20 protein-coding genes, 3 pseudogenes and 1 other annotated feature are annotated in these 23253 nt (G+C 65.6%); of the genes and pseudogenes, 12 read left to right on the top strand and 11 right to left on the bottom strand.

The window, feature by feature from the left end; all coding sequences use genetic code 11:
• Nucleotides 1-21: 21 nt before the first annotated feature.
• The 3 genes from R0145_RS05355 to R0145_RS05345 form a co-directional block, all read right to left on the bottom strand.
• Complete coding sequence (locus R0145_RS05355) at nt 22-750, bottom strand: DsbA family protein (protein WP_077684797.1); 729 nt, start codon at nt 748-750, stop codon at nt 22-24.
• An 86-nt stretch (nt 751-836) separates the two neighbouring features.
• On the bottom strand, nt 837-1466 hold the full coding sequence (locus tag R0145_RS05350) for a vitamin K epoxide reductase family protein (protein ID WP_026926293.1): 630 nt from the start codon (nt 1464-1466) through the stop codon (nt 837-839).
• 114 nt (nt 1467-1580) lie between these two features.
• Nucleotides 1581-2060, bottom strand: coding sequence for a hypothetical protein (locus tag R0145_RS05345; RefSeq protein ID WP_026926294.1), 480 nt, complete (start codon nt 2058-2060; stop codon nt 1581-1583).
• A gap of 258 nt (nt 2061-2318) precedes the next feature.
• On the opposite strand from R0145_RS05345, the gene R0145_RS05340 reads away from it, so the two are divergent.
• The 5 genes and pseudogenes from R0145_RS05340 to R0145_RS05320 all read left to right on the top strand — a co-directional run.
• Complete coding sequence (locus R0145_RS05340; RefSeq protein WP_077687482.1) at nt 2319-2903, top strand: TlpA family protein disulfide reductase; 585 nt, start codon at nt 2319-2321, stop codon at nt 2901-2903.
• Entirely contained in the window at nt 2900-3679 is a 780-nt protein-coding gene (locus R0145_RS05335; protein WP_077684795.1) for a cytochrome c biogenesis CcdA family protein, read from the top strand. The genes R0145_RS05340 and R0145_RS05335 overlap by 4 nt, the downstream gene beginning before the upstream one ends.
• Nucleotides 3680-3805: 126 nt before the next feature.
• Nucleotides 3806-4180 (top strand): Cd(II)/Pb(II)-sensing metalloregulatory transcriptional regulator CmtR, encoded by a 375-nt coding sequence (gene cmtR / locus R0145_RS05330; protein ID WP_077687481.1) that lies wholly within the window; start codon nt 3806-3808, stop codon nt 4178-4180.
• A 188-nt stretch (nt 4181-4368) separates the two neighbouring features.
• Nucleotides 4369-6265: pseudogene (locus R0145_RS05325) on the top strand (cation-translocating P-type ATPase).
• 8 nt (nt 6266-6273) lie between these two features.
• Nucleotides 6274-6852 (top strand): annotated as a pseudogene (locus tag R0145_RS05320) (apolipoprotein N-acyltransferase); the annotation flags it as partial.
• Nucleotides 6853-7053: 201 nt separating this feature from the next.
• Here R0145_RS05320 and R0145_RS05315 read toward each other — a convergent pair.
• Nucleotides 7054-8406 (bottom strand): IS256 family transposase, encoded by a 1353-nt coding sequence (locus R0145_RS05315; RefSeq protein WP_411742036.1) that lies wholly within the window; start codon nt 8404-8406, stop codon nt 7054-7056.
• Nucleotides 8407-8514: 108 nt separating this feature from the next.
• Here R0145_RS05315 and R0145_RS05310 point away from each other — a divergent pair, with 108 nt between their 5' ends.
• The 3 genes from R0145_RS05310 (at nt 8515) to R0145_RS05300 (ending at nt 11304) form a co-directional block, all read left to right on the top strand.
• Complete coding sequence (locus R0145_RS05310) at nt 8515-9567, top strand: sodium:proton exchanger (RefSeq protein ID WP_411742077.1); 1053 nt, start codon at nt 8515-8517, stop codon at nt 9565-9567.
• A gap of 10 nt (nt 9568-9577) precedes the next feature.
• Entirely contained in the window at nt 9578-10279 is a 702-nt protein-coding gene (locus tag R0145_RS05305) for a metal-dependent transcriptional regulator (protein ID WP_139280077.1), read from the top strand.
• Nucleotides 10280-10353: 74 nt separating this feature from the next.
• Nucleotides 10354-11304 (top strand): CPBP family intramembrane glutamic endopeptidase, encoded by a 951-nt coding sequence (locus R0145_RS05300; RefSeq protein WP_073186130.1) that lies wholly within the window; start codon nt 10354-10356, stop codon nt 11302-11304.
• A 406-nt stretch (nt 11305-11710) separates the two neighbouring features.
• Here R0145_RS05300 and R0145_RS05295 read toward each other — a convergent pair whose 3' ends face one another.
• Nucleotides 11711-12211, bottom strand: coding sequence for a hypothetical protein (locus R0145_RS05295; RefSeq protein WP_226997256.1), 501 nt, complete (start codon nt 12209-12211; stop codon nt 11711-11713).
• A 46-nt stretch (nt 12212-12257) separates the two neighbouring features.
• Nucleotides 12258-12635, bottom strand: a pseudogene (locus R0145_RS05290) (DNA cytosine methyltransferase); the annotation flags it as partial.
• Between the two features lie 301 nt (nt 12636-12936).
• Between R0145_RS05290 and mobF the strand changes: the two are divergent.
• Together mobF and R0145_RS05280 are read left to right on the top strand one after the other, a co-directional pair.
• Nucleotides 12937-16560 (top strand): MobF family relaxase, encoded by a 3624-nt coding sequence (gene mobF / locus R0145_RS05285; RefSeq protein WP_317840151.1) that lies wholly within the window; start codon nt 12937-12939, stop codon nt 16558-16560.
• A gap of 140 nt (nt 16561-16700) precedes the next feature.
• A complete protein-coding gene (locus tag R0145_RS05280) occupies nt 16701-17072 on the top strand; it encodes a sulfate permease (protein ID WP_317839370.1) in 372 nt (123 codons plus the stop codon).
• 36 nt (nt 17073-17108) lie between these two features.
• On the opposite strand, the gene R0145_RS05275 is transcribed toward R0145_RS05280, so the two are convergent.
• Nucleotides 17109-18092, bottom strand: coding sequence for a DNA-processing protein DprA (locus R0145_RS05275; protein ID WP_300148877.1), 984 nt, complete (start codon nt 18090-18092; stop codon nt 17109-17111).
• Nucleotides 18093-18358: 266 nt separating this feature from the next.
• Here R0145_RS05275 and R0145_RS05270 point away from each other — a divergent pair, with 266 nt between their 5' ends.
• Nucleotides 18359-19399 carry a DNA adenine methylase gene (locus tag R0145_RS05270; RefSeq protein WP_300148879.1) on the top strand — a complete coding sequence of 347 codons (1041 nt, stop codon included), beginning with the start codon at nt 18359-18361 and terminating at the stop codon, nt 19397-19399.
• On the opposite strand, the gene R0145_RS05265 is transcribed toward R0145_RS05270, so the two are convergent.
• The 4 genes from R0145_RS05265 to R0145_RS05250 form a co-directional block, all read right to left on the bottom strand.
• Nucleotides 19350-20867: a hypothetical protein gene (locus R0145_RS05265; protein WP_073186125.1), complete on the bottom strand. Its 1518-nt coding sequence runs from the start codon at nt 20865-20867 to the stop codon at nt 19350-19352. The genes R0145_RS05270 and R0145_RS05265 overlap by 50 nt on opposite strands.
• 172 nt (nt 20868-21039) lie before the next feature.
• Complete coding sequence (locus tag R0145_RS05260) at nt 21040-21369, bottom strand: hypothetical protein (protein ID WP_245787872.1); 330 nt, start codon at nt 21367-21369, stop codon at nt 21040-21042.
• A gap of 209 nt (nt 21370-21578) precedes the next feature.
• On the bottom strand, nt 21579-21755 hold the full coding sequence (locus tag R0145_RS05255; protein WP_317839369.1) for a hypothetical protein: 177 nt from the start codon (nt 21753-21755) through the stop codon (nt 21579-21581).
• Entirely contained in the window at nt 21752-21946 is a 195-nt protein-coding gene (locus tag R0145_RS05250) for a hypothetical protein (RefSeq protein ID WP_317839368.1), read from the bottom strand. Before R0145_RS05250 ends, R0145_RS05255 begins: the two co-directional genes overlap by 4 nt.
• Between R0145_RS05250 and R0145_RS05245 the strand changes: the two genes are divergently transcribed.
• Nucleotides 21945-23233 (top strand): IS3 family transposase gene (locus R0145_RS05245; RefSeq protein ID WP_317839367.1). Its coding sequence is split into 2 segments (ribosomal slippage): nt 21945-22218 and nt 22218-23233, totalling 1290 coding nucleotides; the frame shifts between segments, so codons are not numbered across the junction. The two genes, R0145_RS05250 and R0145_RS05245, sit on opposite strands and share 2 nt — an antisense overlap.
• Nucleotides 22214-22348, top strand: a sequence feature (AL1L pseudoknot). Its footprint overlaps the gene before it by 135 nt.
• Nucleotides 23234-23253: the final 20 nt, after the last annotated feature.

Raw genomic sequence — 23253 nt, 5'->3', positions numbered from 1 at the left:
CAGTACCGCACCCGCAGCGGTCTACTCAGCGAGCGCCTGGTCGAGCATGGTGGTGAGGTCATCAAGGGTCTCAGGACTGATCAACTCTGCATTGAGGAAGAAGGTTGGCGTACCAGTCACGCCCAGGGCCACACCGTCGTTGAAGTCGTTGCGGATGAACTGGAGCGTGGCCTCAGAGTTGTACGCGGCGTCCCATTGCTCAAGGTCGAGGCCGAGTTCTTGGGCGTACTGGCGGAACAGGTCGTCTTTGGGTATCTGCTGTTCACCCCACTCGGTCTGGGTCTGGTACATCTTGGTGTACATCGCTTCAAGTTCTCCTTGCTGAGCGGCGGCTTCGACCGCTCTGGCCGCGCGTTCGCTGTTGAAGTGGCTGGGTAGCGGGAAGTACCGGATGACAAAGGACACTCGATCGCCGTAGGTCTGCCGGAGTTGCTCGATCGCCGGGAAGACCGCGGCGCAGGCCTCGCACTCGAAGTCCAGGAACTCTACGAAGGTCACAGTGGCATCTGGCACGTCGTTGAGTCGGCGGGAGTCTTCGCGTACCACGAGCGCGCCGGAGGTTTCGGTGGGGACGGGTGTGGACGGCTCGACGACGGCGGCGGGCTGGCGACTGGCTTGGATGATGCCGAAGATGACCACCGAGATCACCAGCACCGCGCAGATCAAGATGATGGTTCTTCGGGCGCCACGTTCCCCTGGTTCGGGGCGTTCGTCGACGATTGGCTTCTTGGGCTTCTGATTGCTGGGCATGTAGGGCTCCTTGCCGGAAGATGTGGGTAGGACGCGTGCTGACTGGCGGCGACGCGGTGTGTGGGCAGGTCGTTTGGTTGGGGTCCTTACCCGAAGAGGGCTGGACCGTATTTGGCGAGCACCAAGGTGGTGATCGCTCCGAGCCAGAGCACGACGAGCAGGTTGTCGACTCCCAGGCGAAGCCCTTTGGTCAAGGTCTTGTGCAGGCTCGTTGGGAGGAACAGGTTGTTGTCGCGCAGGTTGACGTGGGTGAGTGATGCGAACACCAAGGTGGTGGACACAGTCACCAACAGGCACCAGGGGCACAGCGCCCCGATGACAAAAGTGGACTCAAAGAACAGCCAGTAGGCGAACACGAAGCCCAGGCCATAGACGATCTGGGCGGCGAGCATGAAGCCTCGCGGAAACCTGACGCCGGCGAGGCTGGCGACCGCGATGGTGATGACTACGGGCTCGGCCATCAGGCCGAGGAACGCGTTCGGGAATCCGAACAGTCCGGCCTGCCAGGATCTGGCGACTGCGCTGCAGTTGATGACCTCGTTGAGGTTGCATGGGAGTCCGACTTTGGGGTTGGCCGCTAGCCGGATGGCGTCGGTTGACAGGACGAAGGAGGCGTACAGGCTGAGGCAGGCCGAGAAGAGCATGGTGGAGAAGATCCACCTGTCGGTCTGTCTGAAACGGTGGATGCGCTCCAAAAGGTCGTCTGATGTGGTCAAGGTGGTTGGACCTGTCTGTCGTCGTTCGGACGCACCGCAGCGCCGCGCCGAGCACCAGGACCTCGGCGTTCACCGAAAGGGCGCTCGTCTGCGCACGGGTGCGAGTTGAGTCGATCAGCAGGACAGGGCGGGTGGGCCTCGGCGTTGAAGCGGGTGATAGGGGCGACGTCCGGGGGTGGCCACCACGAGGGCCGTGACGGCAACGTGGGTAGGCACGGTAAGGGTCGCCGGCCTGGCATCACTTAGGCGTGTCCGGAACCAGTCGCGGGCCGTCTTTGCTGCCTGGCGGGCGTAGAGTCCCACGCCGAGCCCGAGCAGCAGAACGACCAGGCCGGCGATCAAGGTGGTTGCTGAGAGCACCATGAAGGACTGTGCGAAGCGTCCGAAGTTCAGCCCTGGCAGGTAGCTGTGCTCTGGGCACAGCTCGGACTCGACCAACAGATCGAGGTGGACGCCGAACGGCGCGATCAGGGGCACCTGCGGCATACAGGCTGTATCGGCGATGTTCACCGATCTCACTCCGGTAGCAAGGTTGCTCGCACCGATGAGCATCAACGCGGCGGCGCCTGCGGCGCCGCCGCGTTGTGATCTCATGCTCGCTCCTCGGGTTGTCGATGAGTCTAGCTACTGGCCGAAGCGTGCCGCTGCGCTCTGTCCGACGACGGCAGTACTCGCAGCGATAGAGGGTTGACGCGAGATCACGTGGCTGATGGGGTTTGACTACCAGGCCACGAAGCTGCTTGCCGGAGGCCCTTTTCGGCTGTGGCAGTCTTGTGGGCCAGGGACGGTCCCTGGCAGTGGTCGGGACCGCAACTGTGACTCTGAGAGGTTGGATCAGTGCAACGGTCGCACATTGGGAGCCTTCCGCACACGGTCAGGCGCCGGCTCTGGAGCGCGGCCGTTGCGATCGCGTCGGGTGTTCTGCTCGCGGGTTGCGGGTCGACACAAGCCAACACTGGAGGGTTCGTGTCGGGTGATGGCAGCCTGACGGTGCTGCCTGCCGATGAGCGTCCGCAGGCGCCCGTGATCGAGGGCGTCACGCTGGATGACGAGCGGTGGACGAGTGCTGACGTCTCCGGGAAGGTGATCGTCTACAACGTGTGGGGTTCCTGGTGCGCGCCATGCCGCTCCGAGGCGCCCGCGCTCGTGGCCGCCAGCCAGAAGCTTGCCGACCAGGCAGTCTTCGTCGGGTTGAACACCCGAGACTTCGACAAGGCCGCGCCCCGTGCGTTCGTGCGGGCATTCGAGGTTCCCTATGTGAACCTGTTCGACCCTGAGGGTGCGCTTCTGCTGAACTTCTCCGGCGAGTTGCCGCCCAACGCCATCCCAAGCACGATCGTGGTCGACCTGGAGGGCCGGGTCGCTGCCCGGATCATCGGCGAGACCACAGAATCGACCCTGGTGGGTCTGATCCAAGACGTGGCAGCGGGCAAGTGATCCCGCTGGAGTTGGGCGACTGGATCCGCCAGGCTGTGGGCGGCTCGGTCGCATTGGGTTTGCCGATCGCGCTCCTCGCCGGGCTGGTGTCGTTCTTCTCACCGTGCGTGCTGCCGCTGCTGCCTGGCTACCTGTCGTACGCCACCGGGATGGGGGCTGCGGACATCACTACCGGCCAGAGCGCGAAAGGGGTGGCCGGGCGGGGTCGCGTACTGCTCGGGACGCTGGGGTTCGTGGGCGGTTTCGCGGCGGTGTTCGTCGCCACCGGAGCGCTGATGGGTTCGGTGGGTGCCGCGCTCTTCGCGTGGCAGCGGCCATTGATGGTGGCTGCCGGCGTGTTGAGCATCGCCCTGGGATTAGTGTTCACCGACTGGCTGCCGTGGGGTCGCGGGACGTGGCGGCTGCAAGTGCTCCCCCGAGCCGGCGTGGCGGCGTCGCCGCTGCTGGGAATCGTGTTCGGGCTGGGGTGGACGCCATGTATCGGCCCGGCGCTATCGGTCGTGCTCACGTTGGCCCTGAACGAGGGCACTGCGCTGCGCGGCGCCGTGCTTGCCTTCGCTTACGCGCTCGGCCTCGGGCTGCCGTTCATTGTCGCTGGACTGGCCTTCGACCGGCTGGGCGGCACGCTGGGCTGGGTGCGCCGCCACCATCGTGCCATTCAGGTCACCGGCGGGGTGACCATGATGGTGATCGGGGTGCTGCTGATCACCGGCTGGTGGGACATCGCAATGGCCGGTGTACGGCAGTGGGCGAGCAGTTTTGCACTGCCGGTCTGACCCGACACCGATCCACGTACTCACCGCCGGGATCAGCGTGAGCCACGTTGCGGCGTCAAAAGAAACCGGGCTGCCTGGGTGACCCATCCTCACGCATAAGGTCAGCATCCGATGTATGGTCAGTGTGTGCTGACTCTTGCTTCCCGGTTGGACGTGATGAATCGGTTGGGCCGGGCGATGGCCGATCCGACCCGTTCGCGGATTCTGCTCCAGTTGCTGGAGGCGCCGGGGTACCCGGCTCGGTTGTCGGAGTCACTGGGCCTGACCCGCACCAATGTGTCGAACCATCTGGCCTGCCTGCGCGGCTGCGGATTGGTGGTGGCAACGCCCGAGGGCCGGCAGACGCGGTACGAGATCGCTGACCCGCATCTGACGCGAGCGCTGGAGTTGCTGGTGGAGGCGGTGGTCGCCTACGACGACGGCGTGTCCTGTGTGAATGAGGACTGTGACGTGCCGTTGTGCTGTGGCCCGGGTGCTGGCAGGACGGGAGAGGCCCGGTGAGCAGGGAGTGCTGCGGCGAGGACGCTCCACGTGGGGACGGCTCCTTGCCGATGAGTCTGCTGCGGGAACCTGGAACAAACCAACCCGGACCCGCCGGAGACCTGAGAGTTGCGGCGCACACACCGGGCGGCGCGTGCTGCGAGCCGGCTTCCAATGGTCGCGGCGAGCGCGACGAGGACACTGAGGGGGTGCGGCCACCGTGGTGGCGGGATCCCGCTTTGCTGCCGTCGCTGGTCTCTGGGGTGTTTCTGCTTGCCGGTTATGGTCTGGCATGGGCCGGGCTCGACCTGGCCGCTGGAGGGCTTCAGGCCGTTGCCCTGGCGGCTGGGGCCTACACCTTCGTGCCGGGCGCTCTCCGGCGGCTGGCTCGCGGCCGACTCGGCGTAGGCCTGCTCATGACGATCGCGGCGGTCGGGGCGGTTCTTCTGGGACATGTCGGGGAGGCGGCTGCGCTGGCCTTCTTGTTCTCGTTGGCCGAGGCTCTTGAGGACCGGGCGATGGATCGTGCGAAGGACGGTCTGCGGGGGCTGCTGGCGCTGATTCCGCAGACCGTTCGTATCTCGCGGCTGGGCGGAGACGTGACGGTCCCGGCCGCGGAGGTGCAGGTGCTGGACATCCTGGTGGTCGGCGCTGGTGAGCGGGTTGCGACCGATGGGGTCGTGGTGATGGGCCGATCGAGCATCGACACATCGGCAGTGACTGGAGAGTCGATCCCGGTGGAGGTGGGTCCGGGCGATGAGGTGCCGGCGGGGTCGGTGAACGGCTCGGCGACCCTGCAGGTCGAGGCCACCGCGGATGGCCGGGATAACTCGCTGACTCAGATCGTGGCGCTGGTCGAGCAGGCCCACGCCCGCAAGGGGGAACGGGCGCGTTTGTCGGATCGGATCGCCCGCCCGCTGGTGCCCGTGGTGCTGGTCGTGGCGGTCCTGGTGGTTGTCTTCGGGTTCATCGTCGGTGATCCATGGACCTGGACCGAACGAGCTCTGGTGGTGCTGGTCGCGGCGTCACCGTGCGCTTTAGCCATCGCGGTGCCGGTGACCGTGATCAGCGCGATCGGCGCGGCGTCGAAGTTCGGTGTCGTGATCAAGTCGGGGCGAAGCGTTCGAACAATTGGGGACCATTCGCACGATCGCGCTGGACAAGACCGGCACCCTGACCCGGAACGACCCCGCGGTGGTGGACGTACGAACCTCGCCTGGCATCTCGCGGGGGGACTTGTTGTCGCTGGCTGGGGCTTTGGAGGCATCCAGCGCCCACCCGTTGGCGGCGGCGATCGCCGCGACCGTATCGGGCGCGCCCGCGGCATCCGGGGTGGTCGAAGAAGCCGGCTGCGGCATCACCGGTCAGGTCGGAGATGCCCGGGTCAGGGTCGGTAACGTTCGATGGATCGACCCCGCAGGGCTTTCGCCAGATGCTGATGCAATGGCGGGCGAGGGCATGACGGTCGTCGTGGTCGAAGCCGACGGTCAGATAGCCGGGCTGATCGGCATTCGTGACGAACTGCGACCTGAGTCCGCAGAAACGGTACGTCTGCTGCGCGCCCAGGGCATTGACACGATCATGCTGACCGGCGACAACGCCAGCACCGCGAACGCGCTGGCCCGGCAGGCCGGGATCACCAACGTGAGGGCCGAGCAACTTCCGGCCGACAAGGCCCTGGCCATCAGGGAACTTACCGGTGGCAGCCCCACGGCGATGGTGGGCGACGGCATCAATGACGCCCCAGCGCTAGCGACAGCGACGGTGGGCATCGCCATGGGCGCCAAAGGAGCAGCCGCCGCGATCGACTCAGCGGACGTGGCGTTCACCGGTCACGACCTGCGGCTCATACCCGCCGCGCTGGCTCACGCGCGCCGGGGACGGCGGATCATGACGGTGAACATTGGCCTCGCGCTGGCGATCATCGTGCTGTTGTTCCCGCTGGCGCTGTTCGGCATCGTCGGACTGGCTGGGATTGTCCTGGTCCACGAGGTGGCCGAGGTCGTGGTGATCCTCAACGGCATCCGCGCCGCCCAACGACCGGCCGCTTTGAGCAATGCCAGGTCTGCGGAACAACCCAGTGCCGTGCTGGCCAGCACCCACTAGCGGTCAGCATGACCATCACCACGACCAGTCCGCCTGCGGACGACATCAGCCAGCCCGCGCAGCCGGCGCGGCCTGCGCTGCCGCTGGGGTGGGCCATTGTGACCTCGGCTTTGGCTGGCGTGGGGCTGGACGCTGCATTCCCCGAACTCGGCTGGTGGCCGATCGCCTTCGTCAGCGTCACCCTGGCCCTGCTCGCGCTCGCCGGCCGGAAGTCGGGCGGAGCCTTTCTGGTCGCTCTGGTCTACGGCGGTGCCTTCTTCGTGGCGCACCTGAGTTGGGCGGGACGGTTTCTGGGTCCGCTGCCGTGGCTCGGTCTGGCCGGCTTGCAGGCACTGTTGTTCGCCGCGGGAGCAATACCGATCGCGTTGGCCTACCGGTGGTCCACGCGGACGCTGCGCGGCAAGTGGGGTCAGCTAGTGATCGTCCCGCTTCTGGTCGGAGGGTTGTGGACACTGCGCGAGTCCATCATGGGCAGCTGGCCCTACGGCGGGTTCCCCTGGGCTCGTCTGGGGATGAGCCAGGCCGGCAGCCCGTTCGCCGAAGCTGTCTCGTGGGTAGGTGTGACCGGCTTGTCGTTCCTGATAGCAGCCGTCTGTGCAGGGATCGCGCAGTGGTGGCGGATCGGTCGCCGGCGTGACTGGCGGGGCCTGGTCATGCCTGCCGCGGTGACCGCCTTGCTGCTCGTGACACCGCAGTTCCCCACCACCCCGGCTGGTGAGGTGACCGTGGGCTGGGTGCAGGGCAAGAGCTTGTCAAGTTGTTTGTGTAAGGCGGTTTCCGATTGGTGGTTACAGGTAGGGGTTGATGCGGTCGGGGTAGGCGATGGCGAGTTGGCCGAGGGCGGCTTTCCAGTTGGTGACGATCTGGCCTTCGACGAGCCTGCCGGATGCTTTGCGCCTGCCGGCGGGTAGGCCTTTCTCTTTGGCGCGGTCGCGGGCGCGTTTGTCCTCGATGTTGCAGATCGCCAGCCAGAGCAGCTTGACCACGGCGGCGTCGTTGGGGAAGTGTCCGCGGTTCTTGGTGACCTTGCGGAGCTGGTAGTTCAGCGACTCGATCGCGTTCGTGGTGTAGATGACCCGGCGCAGTTCGGGCGGGAACGCCAGGAACGGTGTGAACCGTTCCCACGCGTCGGTGAACGTCTTCACGGTCGCCGGGTACTTACGGCCCAGGCTGCTGTCCTCGAACGCGGCCAGGGCTTCCAGCGCGGCGTCGTCGTTCGCGGCGGTGTAGATCGGCTTCAACGCTGCGGCAACGGCTTTGCGGTCGCCGTAGGCGACGAACCGCATCGACGCGCGGATGAGGTGCACCACGCAGGTTTGCACGGTCGCGTACGGCCAGGTTGCCGCGATCGCGTCGGGGAACCCGGTCAGCCCGTCGCAGCACACGATCAGCACGTCACGCACCCCGCGGTTGGCGAGCTCGGCGCACACCGACGCCCAGAACTTCGCCCCTTCGGTGGTTTGGACCCAGATCCCCAGGACGTGCTTGACGCCATCGAGGTCGACGCCGACCGCGATGTGAGCGGCCTTGTTCCGCACGTGCCCGCCGTCGCGGACCTTCACCACGATCGCGTCGAGGTAGATCACCGGGTACAACGCTTCCAGCGGCCGGGTTTGCCAGGCCAGGACTTCCTCGGCGATCTGATCGGTGATCTTGCTGATCGTCTCGTGCGACAACTCGGTACCCAGCGTCGAGGCCAGGTGGTGCTGGATGTCACGGATCGTCATCCCGCCGGCGTACAAGCTGATGATCATCCCATCGATGCCGTCCAGGCGGCGCTGGCCCTTCGCGACCAGCATCGGGGTGAACGAGCCCTGCCGGTCCCGCGGCACGGCCAACTCGATGTCTCCGACCTCGGTCGTCACGGTCTTGGAGCTGGTGCCGTTGCGGGAGTTGTCGAACATCGCCGCCGCCGGGTCCCCACGTTCGTAGCCCAGGTGGTCGGTCAGCTCGACCTCCAAGCCCCGCTCCAAGGTGGCCTTCAGCATGCTGCCCAACAGGCCACCCTCACCGGTCAACGGCTCACCAGCATCGATCTTGGCGAAGATCTCATCCATCGCCCCGGACGCCTTCAACTGGTCAGCGAGCTCCTTCTGAGCCCGACGCCGCTCAGCACGTTCCGGGCTAATAGCCATAGTCATAGTGTCGTCTCCTTCAGACGAGGGCACCCTCCCTCACACAAACCATCTGACACCCTCTGGGCCGCCGAAGCCGCCCAGAAGGACATCTCGGGCGCCCTCGCCATTGCCTTGCTGGCACTGATCGCAGTTCTCCCGGAGTATGCCGTAGACCTGTACTACGCCTACCGCTCCGGTTCCGATCCGTCCTACCTCCACTTCGCGGCCGCGAACATGACCGGCTCGAACCGGCTGCTACTCGGCTTCGGCTGGCCCCTCGTCGTGGTCGTCGCACTCGTCGTCGCGCGCCGCCAGGCACGCCGGGACGATGCACCCACCCCCAATGCGCTGGAGCTGCCTGTTGCCAGCCGACGAGACGTCGGCTTCCTCGCTATCCTCGGGCTCGTCGCGTTCGTGATCCCGCTCATCGGGAGCATCCCGCTGTGGTTCGGGGTCGGTCTCATCGTCGTGTTCGGCCTCCATCTATGGCGAGCCGCGCAGACCTACGACGCTGACCAGGAGGAGTTCGTAGGCGCGGCAGCGCTGATTGCCGGGCTTGACGCCCGACCGAGGCGCATTCTCGTCGTGGCGATGTTCCTCGTCTCCGGGGCGGTGATCCTGATCTCAGCCGAACCGTTCGCCGATGCACTAGTCGCCTCAGGCTCGGCGCTCGGCATCGACAGCTACTTTCTGGTTCAGTGGCTCGCCCCGCTAGCCTCGGAGGCCCCGGAGTTCATCATCGCGGTGATGTTCGCCGCCCGCGGCAAAGGTGTGGCTGCCATCGGCACGCTGATCGCATCCAAGGTCAACCAGTGGAGCCTGCTGGTCGGCTCACTGCCCGTGGCGCACTTCCTGGGCGGTGGACCCAGTTCGCTGGCTCTAGACAGCCGCCAAGTCGAGGAGTTCACCTTGACGGCCACCCAGACGCTGCTCGGGGTGGCAATCATCCTCGCGCTGCGGTTCCACTGGTGGTCCGCGATCGGGCTCGCCGCGCTCTTCGGCGTCCAGTTCCTCATCACTGACACCACCGGACGGTACGTGCTGAGCGCCATCCACCTCGCCCTCACCATCGGCTTCCTCGTCGCTCATCGACACAGCATCCTCCCCACACTCGTCGCGCCCTTCCACGAGCAGCCCGCAGTCGATCAAGACGAGCCGAAGACCGTTATGGACACCCACGCCTAGGATGACCCCGATGAAGCGCTCTCCTGCCACCCGCATGGTCGAGGACTATGTAACGCTGATCTGGAAAGCCCACGAATGGCCTGGCGGGGAGCCCTCTACAACAGACCTAGCCGCCCAACTCGGCGTGACTCCCTCGACCGTCTCGGCCAACCTAAAACGACTCGCCCGCGACGGACTCATCTCCTACGAGCCTTACGGCCCAATCGAGTTGACCGACGACGGGCGCGCAATCGCGATAGACATCGTTCGACGACACCGAATCGTGGAGACCTATCTCGTCGAGCATCTAGAGCTGTCCTGGGACCAGGTCCACGACGAGGCGAACCACCTGGAGCACGCCGTTTCCGACCTCGTACTGGACCGCATGGACGCCGCACTCGGGCACCCCACCCACGACCCCCACGGAGCCCCGATCCCCGACCCTGACGGACGGATCCCGCCCGATCACAGCCAAGCTCTCAACGAGGCCGAACCCGGCACCTCCGTGCAAGTGCTGCGCGTCTCGGATCGCTCGCCCGACATCCTCCGCTACCTCACCGGACACGGAATCTCGGTCGGTACCAGACTTACCGTCACCGACGTCAGCCCCGCGGCTGCGGCCGTCCGGGTCACCGTCGACGACACTACGATCGACCTCGGCCTCCCGGCCGCCATTGCAGTACGCGTCAGCCCCCGAACAGACCCAGAAGCACACACCCCTGGTCCCGCCTAGGTTCCGCCAATGAAGGGCCTCGGCATGGACAGCGCTCAGCCGGGGCTCACGGGAGCACACAGAGAGCACTGCACATGGCTTATCCCAGCAATCAGCCGGACCCAGACAGCAGGACGGACAAGACCTCGCCCGCGCCGCCGGTCACCTACGCTGAGCAGCTCAGCTGCCAAGCAGGACGACCCGCAGCGCTGCTCGGCATCCTCATCGCGTTCGCGTTCTACTTCACTCTCACGCCATGGATCTCGCTGGCGATCACCGCCGTCTCCCACTACGTGACAGCACCCGACGTGCCTTTCACCGACTTTCAGAGTTATGCCGCCAGCTACCAGATACCCACCGGACTCGCGGCGAACGGCATCGCCATCGCCGGGCTGCTCCTGTGCTGCTGGCTCCTGATGACCCGACTCCACCGTGCCCCGCTTGGACAACTCTCCTCGGTGGAACAACGTCTGCGCCGCGGCTATCTCGGGATATGTCTCGGGATAGCGACCATCCTCATCCTTGGCGGGAGCTTGCTGGTCGGCTACCTCCAAAGCCAGCCCTTCCAGTTCGCGCCGCAGCCGCAGTGGTGGAGCTTCCTTGTCGTCGTGGCAATCGTCACCCCGTGGCAGGCCGCAGCCGAAGAGTACCTCTTCCGCGGCTACCTACTACAGTCGATGACCAGACTCACCGCCAACCCCTGGATCGGGGCCGCCGCATCGTCACTCGTGTTTGCCTCACTCCATGGCGTCCAGAACGCCGCACTGTTCGTAGACAGACTCGCTTTCGGGCTGCTCGCCTCGACCCTCGTGATCCTCACCGGCGGTCTCGAAGCAGGCATCGCGGCTCACATCATCAACAATGTCGGCGCCTACTCCATCGCCGCAATGACCTCCAGCATCGCGCAACTCCGGGCAACGCAGGCGATCTCATGGACCGACGCCCTCACAAACATCACCATCTTCGCCGCCTTCGCCACGGCGGCGACACTCGTCATACGACTACACCGGCTACCCACGAGGATGGATAACGCGGACGCGTCATAGGCCCAACCCCTGTCAACGACTCCCAAACAGGCAACAAAGCGCGCTACCCCACACCTCTCAATCACCACCCACACCGCGGACCCCAGCACGCCGAGCGCCAACGGGCTCCTACTGCTCGCTGCCTGGCCGACCTACGAACGCAGGATCACCGCATCGGGGACACCCCCGCCGCTCACCCAGCGGAGTGATCGCGGCCGGCGGTCGCGTAGCCTCCGCTACCCAAGCGGCGAGAACGCTGACACGGCAGTCAGTGCGATCGCCGCTTGTAGAGGCAGGACCCCATTGCCAAGCGCCATCAGTTGCTGGTTCGGCGGAAGGCCATGTCGTGGATCGGAGAGCCAGGCGGTAGGGAGTCCCATGAGCCACTCCACGAACTCCGGTGCTGGACGCGGGCCATTCTCGTTCCTCAGGAGTGCGGGCGCTGGTGCGACTCGTCCGGTGATGTGCTCCCAACGAGCCACGGCGTGGGCATAGCGTCCCCAGCGGTGAAGATGTCCTCGGTCAGCGACCACAACGTCGCCGAGTCGCTGTGCCTGCTGAGCGAGCCATCCGGTCCGTGGAGCGCGAGGTCGATGATCTGGTGCGAGAGTGCGATCGTGCCCCGTCTCGCCTTCACCTTGTCCAGGGTCTCTCCACCTCGAAGCGAGTCCGACGCGAGCGGGGTTCGGAACAGCGTCTTGACGCTGGGCCAGGAGGAAGATGCGGAACCGGGGGTGAGGAGCGCCGACAAGGGAAGCAGGTAGACCGACCCATCGTGCATCCATCCGCAGGTCGGCCAAATCGCCGAGTACGGCGCCGGCTGCTCGTAGAGGTCGAGTTGCGCTGTCTCCCAGATGCCACGGGTCGGGCTCCAGAGCGCGAAGGGCTGTATCGTCGGGGGTTGCTGCGCAGGGGTTGCGCGGGGCATTGTCGTCTCCTTCGGTGATCGGTCGGATGGCTGGGGACGAGAGCAGACCGCGGACGTTTTCGATGACGACCCATTGGGGTTGCAGCACTTCGATGGCTGTGCCCATGTGCGCCCATAGACCTGAGCGGGTTCCGGGTGCGAGACCGGCGCGCTTGCCGACGGTGGACACGTCTTGGCAGGGGAAGCCGCCGATCAGAATGTCAACGGGCTCGACCTGCGACCAGCTGATCCTTGTGATGTCGCCCAGATTCGGGGCGTCGGGCCAGTGGTGGGCGAAGACCCTGGCCACGGGCTCATTGATCTCAGAGAACCAGACGGTCTCTCCGCCGAAGACATGTTCGACAGCGAGGTCGAGGCCGCCGTATCCCGAGAAGAGCGAACCGATCCTCAGCGGACTCGCGGGATCGGTCGGTGTGTCGTGCATGAATGCTCCGGCTGACGGGATGATCCCCGGCCAGAACTCGCGTGAGTCGTGTCGCCGGGCTGGTCACCTGTCAGGTGCACCACTACGTCGTGCTGACCTGTCCTCGCGGTCGCCGGCCCAGTGCCATCCAGTCCATCGACCAGCAACGTCCATTCACGACAGCCCGCACTCAGGAAGCTCCGCCACACCCTGCCTTTTCTGAGCTGACACGCCTCTTGCAGGTCGAGGTTGAGCCGGCCATGACCGCTTCAGAAGTCACCGGGTGAGGGTGCTCACCTGCCCGGCAGGAGCGGAGGTGGGCATGACGGTTTCGATGCGCGTGATGTCGGCAGGTGACGGCTACAAGTACCTGCTCAAGACCGTCGCGGCAGCCGACGGCAACAGGCCGCTCTCGACGCCGCTTACCCGCTACTACATGGAAGAAGGCACACCGCCCGGCCGCTGGCTCGGCGCAGGCGTAGCGGCCCTCGGCAAGGGCGAGATTCAGGTGGGCGACCGAGTATCGGAACACCAACTCCAGCTCCTCATGGGCACAGGCTGTGATCCGATCACCGGCGACAAGCTCGGCCTGGGCTTCGCGGCATACAAGAACCAGGAGCAGCGAATCGAAGCGCGGATCGCCGACCTCGAACCGACCATGACCCCCGGCGCCAAGGGAGAGGCCGTCGCGCAGATCGTTGCCGAGGAGACAGCCCGAAGTACACGGCGTGCTGTGGCGGGCTTCGACTTCACCTTCTCGATCCCGAAGTCCGCGAGCGTGTTGTGGGCAGTCGCCGACGCCGGGGTACAAGCACTCATCGCCGAGGCGCATCATCGCGCGGTTGCGGAGGTGGTTGCGTTCATGGAACGCGAGGTTGCAGCCACGCGCACGGGCGCAACCGCCGGAGACGGCGCGGTTGCGCAGGTCGATGTCACCGGGCTCATCGCGACCGCCTTCGATCACTTCGACTCCCGCGCCGGCGACCCCCACCTCCACACGCACGTCGTCATCAGCAACAAGGCCAAGACCGTCCTCGACGGCAAATGGCGCTCGCTCGACGGCAGACCCATGCACACCGCCGTCGTCGCGCTCTCCGAACTCCACGAAGCCGTGTTCGCCGACCACATGACACGCACCTTCGGCGTCTCATGGGAGGCCCGAGAGATGGGCCGCGACCACAACCCTGCATGGGCGATCACTGGAGTGCCCGAGGAACTGATCGCCGAGTTCTCTACCCGCGCGCGTCACATCAACGCCGAGACCGATCGCCTCATCGCCAAGTACGTCGCAGCGCACGGACGACGCCCGACACCAGCGGCGATCATGAAATTGCGAGCTCAAGCCACACTCGCGACTCGGCCCGAGAAGCAGGTTCGGTCCTTGGCTGACCTCACCGTCGAATGGCGGGAGCGCGCCACGAAGTCGTTGGGGCGGGATGCGACGACGTGGGCGCGCGAGGTGACCGACAACGACAAGCCGCTCCTGCTGCGTGCCGACGACGTACCGCTCGATGTCATTGGCGAGATTGGGCGTTCGGTCGTCGAGGTGGTCGGTGAGAAGCGCTCGACCTGGCGACGCTGGAATCTCATGGCCGAGGCATCCCGGCAGACGATGGGCTGGCGCTTCGCCACCATGCACGACCGGGAAGCCATCGTCGCCATGGTTGCCGATGCCGCCGAGTTCGCTTCGCTTCGCTTGACCCCGCCCGAACTCGCCGCCTCGCCCGTCGTGTTCCGTCGTCCCGACGGCACCTCGGTGTTCCGACCGAAAAGCTCGACGGTGTTCACCTCCGAGGCCCAGCTCGCGGCCGAGGACAGACTCCTCGAACGAGCCGCCAACCTCGGCGGGCCGACGGTGCCGCTGTCAACCATTGAGAAGATCACGCGCAGACCCGATGCGGACGGTCGGATGCTCGGCGACGACCAGGCCGACGCCTTGACCCGGATCGCGGTGTCGGGACGGATGCTCGACGTACTGGTCGGTCCCGCCGGGGCGGGCAAGACTACCGCCATGAACGCGCTCCGCCGCGCATGGGAAGCCGAGCACGGCTCCGGTTCCGTCGTCGGTCTCGCGCCGTCAGCGGTTGCTGCTCAGGTTCTCGCTGACGATCTCGGGATCGCGACCGAGAACACGGCGAAGTGGTGGCAGAACCACCTTCTCCACGGCACCACGTTCGAGGCGGGCCAGCTCGTCATCATCGACGAAGCCTCCCTCGCTGGCACCCTGTCACTGGACCGCCTCACCCACCTCGCCCAGGACGCTGGCGCGAAGGTGCTGCTGGTCGGCGACTACGCCCAACTGCAATCCGTGGATGCGGGCGGTGCGTTCGCGATGATCGCCAGAGACCGGGCCGACACCCCCGAACTGGTCGATGTTCACCGCTTCACCCACGCCTGGGAGAAGACCGCCTCGCTCGAGCTGCGTCACGGGCGCACGGCGGCTATCGACACCTACCTCGCTCACCAGCGCGTCACCGACGGCGATGGCGAGGCCATGACCGATGCCGCCTACAACGCCTGGCGCGCCGACCGCGACGCAGGACTGGTCTCGGTACTGATCGCCGAAACCCACGAAGACGTGACCACGCTGAACCGTCGCGCCCGAGCAGACCTGATCCTCAACAAGACGCTGAACCCCGACCGTGAAGTCGAGCTGCGCGACGGCACCGCCGCAGGCGTCGGCGACACCATCATCACGCGACGCAACAACCGGAACCTACGCACCCTGACCGGGCGTGACTGGGTGCGCAACGGCGACATCTGGACCGTCACCGCCGTCGGCGACGACGGGACCATCACCATCGCACGCGACTACGGAACCGGCACCACTGTGCGCGACGACGGAACCATCAGGGCTCGCAGGCGTGGACGCAGGTTCGGCGGCAGTATCGTGCTTCCAACGTCGTATGTGGCCGAGCATGTCGATCTCGGCTACGCAGTCACCGCGTACCGCGCCCAAGGCATCACGACCGACACCGCGCACGTCCTGGTCGAACCGACCTCGACGAGAGAGACCTTCTACGTCGCGATGACCCGAGGACGGCACGCAAACCACGCCTACGTGACCCTCGACCGCTCCGACGACCATGCCCAGCCGCACCCTGGCGACGACCCGCATGCCACCGCGCGAAGCGTGCTCTACGGAGTTCTGCAGCACAGCGGTGCCGAACTCTCGGCGCACGAGACCATCGTCGCCGAGCAGGAGCAGTGGGGCTCGATCGCCCAGCTCGCCGCCGAGTACGAGACCATTGCCGCCGCAGCCCAACACGACCGCTGGGCTGCCCTCGTCCGCTGCTCCGGGCTCACCGACGAACAGGCCGAGAGCGCCATCGAATCCGAAGCATTCGGCCCCCTTGCCGCTGAACTTCGCCGCGCCGAGGCCAACCACCACAACCTTGATGCGCTCTTGCCGCGCCTCGTGGCCGCGCGAGGATTCGATGACGCCGACGACATCGCCGCCGTCCTCCACTACAGGGTCGAGCGGACGACCGCACGTCCAGCAGGCTCAGGCCGGACTCGCAAGCCAGCCCGACTCATCGCCGGCCTCATCCCGCAGGCGCACGGCGTCATCGACGTCGAGATGCGAGCCGCTCTCGACGAGCGAGAGGAACTTATCGAGGCACGCGCCGACGCCACACTCGAAGCCGCACTTGCCGAGGGTGCACCGTGGACGAAGACACTTGGAACGCCGCCCACCGACCGACGACGAGCCACGACCTGGCGCAAGGCCGCCCGCGTAGTCGCGGCCTACCGAGACCGGTACCGCATCACCGACGACGCGCCCATCGGTGCCCCGCCCGAGTCGGCCGCGCAGAAGATCGACGCCGCCCGAGCGCGCTCCGCGCTCGACAAGGTACGTCAGCTGGTCGCTGATGAGAGCCGTCAGGCAGAGGTCGATCTCCAGGCCGTCAGGCGCGACCAGCCCGGGCCTGGGCGCAGCATCTGACCCTTCCCAATGTCATGACTGGGGCGTAGCCTTGAAGGTGAGGCGGATTTCTCCTTACCTTTGGGCCGCTCGCGGCAGACCTTCGGGTCACTCTCCACGCACCGTCTCGACAACGACTCGCGTGTTGAGAGGAGCCCATCATGATCCGCCTACTGTGGACAGCCAGCGCCGAGGTCCGCTATTTCCTGCGTCGCTACATGCCGAGCAACGTCCTGCTCGACCTGATCCGCACCAGGAAGGGGCTGAAGTGGGGCATGCCAGCGATGCTGCTCGCCGGCCCATATCTGGCCATCGCCTTCTGGTGCACCACACTCATCGAGAACGGCCGCCCAGGATGGCTCCACCTCGTGGTCCTGCTCTGCATCTGGAACGCTCTCAAGATGCTGGCCATCGGCCCCGTGAGTGTCGTTCTCCTCGCAAGGGCTCGTGCCCATGAGTATCGCGCGCAGCGGCAGCAGCAGGAGCTCTCCGAGGGTGTGCCACTGGGTGAGCTCGCTCGAAGCTCTCGCTGAGTTCAGGGCCAGTCGTCCTAACTACCGACTGGCCCGCTAGAGCGTGCGAGTCGGAGCAGGCGAAGGCAGACGGACATGCTCCCTGTCGAGTCGCTCTCGTGACACCTGGCACCGTTCCACCAGCTTGGTGAGGTCCGAAGTGTCCGCCACCAAGGACGCGATGCCATCGCGCAGCAAACGATGCGGCCCAACACTCGCGGCGCTCGTGACTGGACCGGGGACGGCACCGACACGTCGGCCGAGCTCGGTGGCCCGCTGGGCAACCAGCAGTGACCCTGATCGCGCGCCCGCCTCGACGATGACCGACGCGGAGGACAGCGCAGCCATCAGTCGTGCGCGGGCGATGACCCGGTGTCGGGTTGGAACGGCACCGGGCGGAACCTCGCTAACGAGAAGGCCGACATCGGCGACGCGATCGAGCAGGTCGCGATGGCCGACAGGGTACGGGCGATCAACTCCGTTGGCGAAGATGGCGATCGTGTCGCCACCTGCGGCGAGCGCGGCCTGGTGCGACGCGCCCTCGATCCCGTAGGCGCCTCCCGCGACGACAACTCGTTCGTCGGCGGCAACGGAGCTGGCGAGTTCCCCGGCGACGTATTCGCCATAGGAGGTACAGGCCCGAGCGCCTGTGATCGTGACAAGATCGCTCACCGGGCGCGAGAGGAAGGACGACGCGCCGCGAGTCCACAGAACGTAGGGGGCGACTTCACCGAGATCATCGACGGCGGTGGGCCAATCGCTATCGCCTGGGATGAGCGCGCGAACGCCCGATTGCTGCACCTGGTCGATGCGCGCGGTCAGTTCCGTTGCGCCTGGCGCGCTGAGGTGGTCGCGCCAGACCTGCGCGTCCACCGGGCTCAGCCCGCCTACTGCACCGTCGTGTTCAGCCAGCCAAAGCGTTTCGACTGCTCCGAGCCTGGACAAGATGCGTCCTGTCACCGGGTCGTTGGGCTCGACGAGCATCGACAGCACCATCCTCGCGGTGCGCTCGTCGCTCGCGACATCACTCAAACTGGCCATCTTCGGTTCCTCTCGGCGTTCGTTACCGACGAGGTGCGCGGACCGAGCCTCGCGGACACCCACCCTGCTCAGGGGTCCTCTCCCGAGTGAGGCGAAACGGGCGCAGCTACGGAGATTCACCCGGCGGACTCCGAAGAACGGCCTATTCGCGGGAGCGTCCGCGTGGCGAACCACGATGTGATCTGTAACGAGTACTATCCGTAACATGAAGCGTCTAGGCAGCCTGAGTGACGTGGGGCTCACCGAGCTTGATCGCGCGTTACGCCATGAACGCCTACGCCGCCGAGAGGCATGGCGAGATTGCGAGCACTGCGACCAAGCCTTCCTCGGACGAGGTGACGCTCGCTTCTGCTCAGCCCGCTGCCGTGTTGCCGCACACCGGGCAAGGAAGGACTCCAATGACTGACAGCCTGCGTGTCATCGGGTCACGCCGATACGGCACACTCTCACCATTGCGATACCCCGGCGGAAAAGCTGCGCTCGCTGGCTTCTTCGCTGACATCATCGACATTCTTGGCATCAAGGACGCCCGCTACATCGAACCCTACGCCGGAGGTGTGGGCGCGGGGATCGCGCTTCTGCGCGAGGGCATCGTCCAACACTTGGTAGTCAACGACATCGACCCAGCCGTCCACGCCTTCTGGAAGTCCGTCGTTGGCAACAACGCAGAGTTCGTAGAAATGGTGGCGTCAACACCACTCACGATCGACGAGTGGCAGCGCCAGCGCGACGTATATCGCTCACGGGACGAGCGCGATGCACTGCGCCTGGGCTTCGCGTTCTTTTTCTTGAATCGAACCAATCGCTCCGGGATTCTGAACGCCGGCGTTATCGGCGGCCAGCGCCAGGAGGGAAAATACAAGATTGATGCGCGATTCAACCGGCTCACACTCGTCGAGCGGTTGACTGCGATCGGTGCTCTAGCGGATCGAATCACGGTCTCTGATCTGGATGGCCGGACTGTGATCCAGCAGTACTCTCACGATGACCGGTCATTCATGTACATCGACCCGCCCTACGTGCAAGCAGGCTCGCAACTCTATCTCAATGCCTTCGACGGACGAGACCACAAGGCACTCTCGACGATCGTCAACTCCGTTGAAAGTGCACACTGGTTGATGACCTATGACACAGCCCCGCTGATCGAGAAACTGTATCGAGATCAGTTCCAGTGCCGACTGGAACTCACCTACTCCGCCAGGTATCCGGGCCAGGCGGAAGAGCTGCTCGTGGCATCCCCGTCTGTCGCGCGGGCGATCAAGTCGTTGCAGACGACGTCTGCGATGGCGGGCGCAACAAGCGCCTAAGCAGCGGGTTCACGACCTTCCATGCCTGCCGGACGTCATCCGCACTCACGGAAGCATCGGCACTGTGCGCGATGAGGTTGAACCACTGGATCGATCCGTGCTTGTGCGCGTTACCCGACTGGATAGCACTAATGCCTGACTTGAGCGACTTCTCTTGTCCATAGGCCTGCACCACGCGCTTGAATACATCGCTCAACTGTCCAGTGGCGGGGGTTGGAGAGCCCTCGAAATGGACCTTGATGGTGGCCTCCAATACTGAGCGCATGAGGATCGCGGCCGCGATAGGGAGATTCGAGAGGCTGATCTTGCGCAACTCGAAGTATCGCAGCTTGAGATTCAGCGGCGCGTTCTCGTAGTCCAGCCCCGACAGATCAAGCGTGTCCTTCGTGTCTGGATGGTTGGGTCCACGGCTGCCCGTGCCGCCAGGAGGGCCGGGTGGGTTCGGAGCAGCACCACTCCCGCCAGTGTTGGGGCCACCGGGCGCGCCGGACGCGCCACCTTGGGACGGCCCGGATGGCGTCGGTTGCACGGGAGGAGTGGGCGGCGCTGGTTGGGGCGGAGCCGCAGTCGATACGCCGTTGAGGCGATCCACCAGGGACTGATACTCCTGGTTGCGCTTCTTGAACTCTGGTGAGCGAGTGTTGAGACGCCCTGCACGGAACTCGCTGACAAGGTACTCCAAAGCATTGAGCTTCTTCTTCGTCAACTTCACAGCGATCTTCTCAGGCGTCGAGGCCCGCGGCAGAAGCATGCCATCCTTGTCGAACTCGACACCGATCGCGGAGGCAATCTCCTTGCTTCGGTAGGCATACTCGAAGGCCGACATCGCCAGGTCGTCACTTGCGGCGTACTGCCGGAGGGTGTGATCGGAGAATGGCGCTGCGCTGAGGAAGCGCCGCATCACGGCCATCCGCATGAACCTGGCAACCTCGACATCCGGGTACTGTGCCTTCACATCGTCGACCGTGGTCTGCTCGTCGACGAGCGAATAGTAGAAGGTTGCCTGCTGATCGCGACTCCAGCGCCTCTTCGAGATGCCGGTGTGCAACCTCGCGACGTGAGGTGCAGCCGTCGCCCGGTCGGGAGCGACGATGACACGGATTCGTTCGGGGAGATTCTCCGCCTCCACTGCGTACCGCTTCAGCAGCGCGCGAATCTCTGCCTCATGGCCGGGCACGATCGTCGGGTCCTGAAGCGCCTTGAGCGCGCTAACTCGACGGTTGCCTTCCAGCACGGTGTATGGGGAGCTACCGCCGGACGCTGATGCCGACGTCACGATCGGGACTTCGTTGTCGAAGTAGCCGTCACGGAGGATCAGGCGCGCCGCTCCGAGGACGTCCTCGGATGCAAACAGGTACTTCAGCGCACCTGCTTCGTCGTCGCGGCGTGTCGGTATGCGGTAGTTCTCCAGGTCGAGAAGGAGCTGTTCGAGGTCGACCTCGACTATCGGTAGCTGCTCGTAAGCCATATCCAGCCCTGCTCTCGTGCTCCGTCCGGCGATCCACGCCCTCGGTGCCGAACTGGCGAGAGCAGTCGTTCGTCTCCAACGGTAGCTGCACGCCTCGCTCTCCGGGCTGAGACACGTCGGGAGCGACGATGTCCGCCGAAACCCTCTGCGCCATCAGCGGCCCAGAGCGGCGCTACGAACTGCTGGCGGACTCATCCGCAATGAGTCCAGCCTCGACCAGTGCTGCGCGCACGGCCTTGCGGTCCACGCCCATCCGGCGGCCGATCGCGCGCATCGAGACGCCCGCGCGTGCGAGGCGCACGGCCTCGGCCTTCTCGTCGATCCCGAGCCCTGGTCGGCGGCTCGGCACGTTGCGGCGACGTAGGTGAGCGAACACGGTGGCGCGGTGGATACCGTACCTCTCGGCGAGGGCCTTGACGCTCATCCCGGCCAGGTAGTCGCCGACGAGCGCATCCACCTCGGAGGCGGTGAGAAAAGTTTGAGCCGTCTCGACAGTCCTCACGACGGGGCCACGATCGTCCTTCGGAGCGGTATCCTGGGGACGTCGGGAGACCTCGTAGACCCCACGGTCTAGGCGGCTGACCAGGATTTTTGTCTTGGGGGCGGAGTTGCCGAACGTGCTACTCAGGCACCCGGCCTCCGGCTCCGACGTCTCAACGTCGGAGCCGGACTTCTCTCAAAAACTTCGGGCGTCGGGGACGGCGATGCGCATCAGCTCTTGGGCCAGCGCGGTACGGTTGACTGACTTGTGTTGAGCCAAGCTCGTTCGGCGGTGTCGTCGTAGATGACAACCCGCACTTTGTCGATCAGGACGGCTTCGAGTCCTGCCTGCAATCCAGCTACGGCGGCGAATCGGTGCCTGACGTCCTTGTCGGTCAGTTCGATCATGGATGCCTCTTCGTCGGTTCGATCGTGGCCAGGGTGGTCTCGACTTCGTGGCGGTCGCCGCCGTTGCACTGTGTCCAGCGGTATTCGTCGGCGTCGAGGTCGGCAAGGAATGCGTAGCGTGTGCGGACGGTCGCGTGAAGCGTCCGAGGTTTGATGCCGCTCCTGTTTGAGTGCAGGAGGATGAGCAGCATGCCGAAGAAGATCGATCCGGAGTTGAGGGCCAGAGCGGTGCGCTTGGTGACCGAACACCGTGGTGAGTACCCGACGTTGACGGCCGCCAGCCAGGCCGTGGCCAAGCAGCTGGGGGTGGGCAAGGAGACGGTGCGCCGGTGGGTGATCCAGGCCGAGGTCGACACCGGCCAACGGCCCGGGGTGACCAGCGAGGAGGCCGAGGAGATCAAGCGGCTGAAGGCCGAGAACCGCCGGCTGCGTGAGGACGTGGCCATTCTGAAGGCCGCGACATCTTTCTTCGTGGGGGAACTCGACCCCCGCAACCGGTGATGATGGGGTTCATCGACACCCTGCGCGCCGAGGGTCATGCGGTCGAGTCGATCTGCCGGGTCCTGCGCGAGCAGGGCTGCCAGATCGCCGCACGGACCTACCGGGCCTGGCGCAACGGGCACCTCCACCTCGCCGCCCGCACCATCAGTGATGCGCAAGTGGTCGACGTGGTGCGCGACCTCGCCTGGGCCCGGTGCACGAGGACGGGTCGACTCAAGTTGACCCCCGAAGGCCTCTACGGGCGCCGGAAGATGACCGCGCTGGTCCGCCGACAACGGCTCGCGGGGGCGTCGGCAGGCAGCGTGGACCGGGCCATGCGCACCCTCGGCCTGTCCGGGATCAGGCGCGACAAGGGCGTCCGGACCACGATCCCGGCCAAGGACGGGATCCGTGCCGGTGACCTGCTCAACCGTGACTTCACCGCGCCGGCGCCGAACCGGGTCTGGGTGACCGACTTCACCTACGTCAGGACGTGGTCCCCGGCATGGGTCTACGTTGCGTTCATCGTGGACGTGTTCTCCCAACGGATCGTGGCCTGGCACGCCTCGACCTCGAAGGAGACCGACCTGGTGATGATCCCACTGCGGATGGCGCTCTGGCAGCGTGACCACGACGGCCACCCGGTCGTTGCCAAGGAGCTGATCCACCACTCCGACGCAGGGTCCCAGTACACCTCGATCAGGTTGACTGAGCATCTGGGAATCGAGGACATCCATCCCTCGATCGGATCAGTGGGCGACGCCTATGACAACGCGCTGATGGAGACCATCAACGGCCTCTACAAAGCCGAGTGCATCCGCACCACCGTCTTCCACGACGGGCCCTACAAGACCCTGGCGGACGTCGAGTACGCGACCGCCGGCTGGGTCGACTGGTACAACCAGAGACGCCTACACGGGTCCCTTGGCATGATCAGCCCTGTGGAGTTCGAGACCGCCCACTACGCGACCCTCAACCGAGAGCCGCAACCCGTATGAGGGCGGCAGAGAACCTGGGG

This window comes from Raineyella sp. W15-4 (genome assembly GCF_033170155.1).
GTDB lineage: Bacteria > Actinomycetota > Actinomycetes > Propionibacteriales > Propionibacteriaceae > Raineyella.
This window is presented reverse-complemented; position numbering and strand designations above follow the sequence as displayed.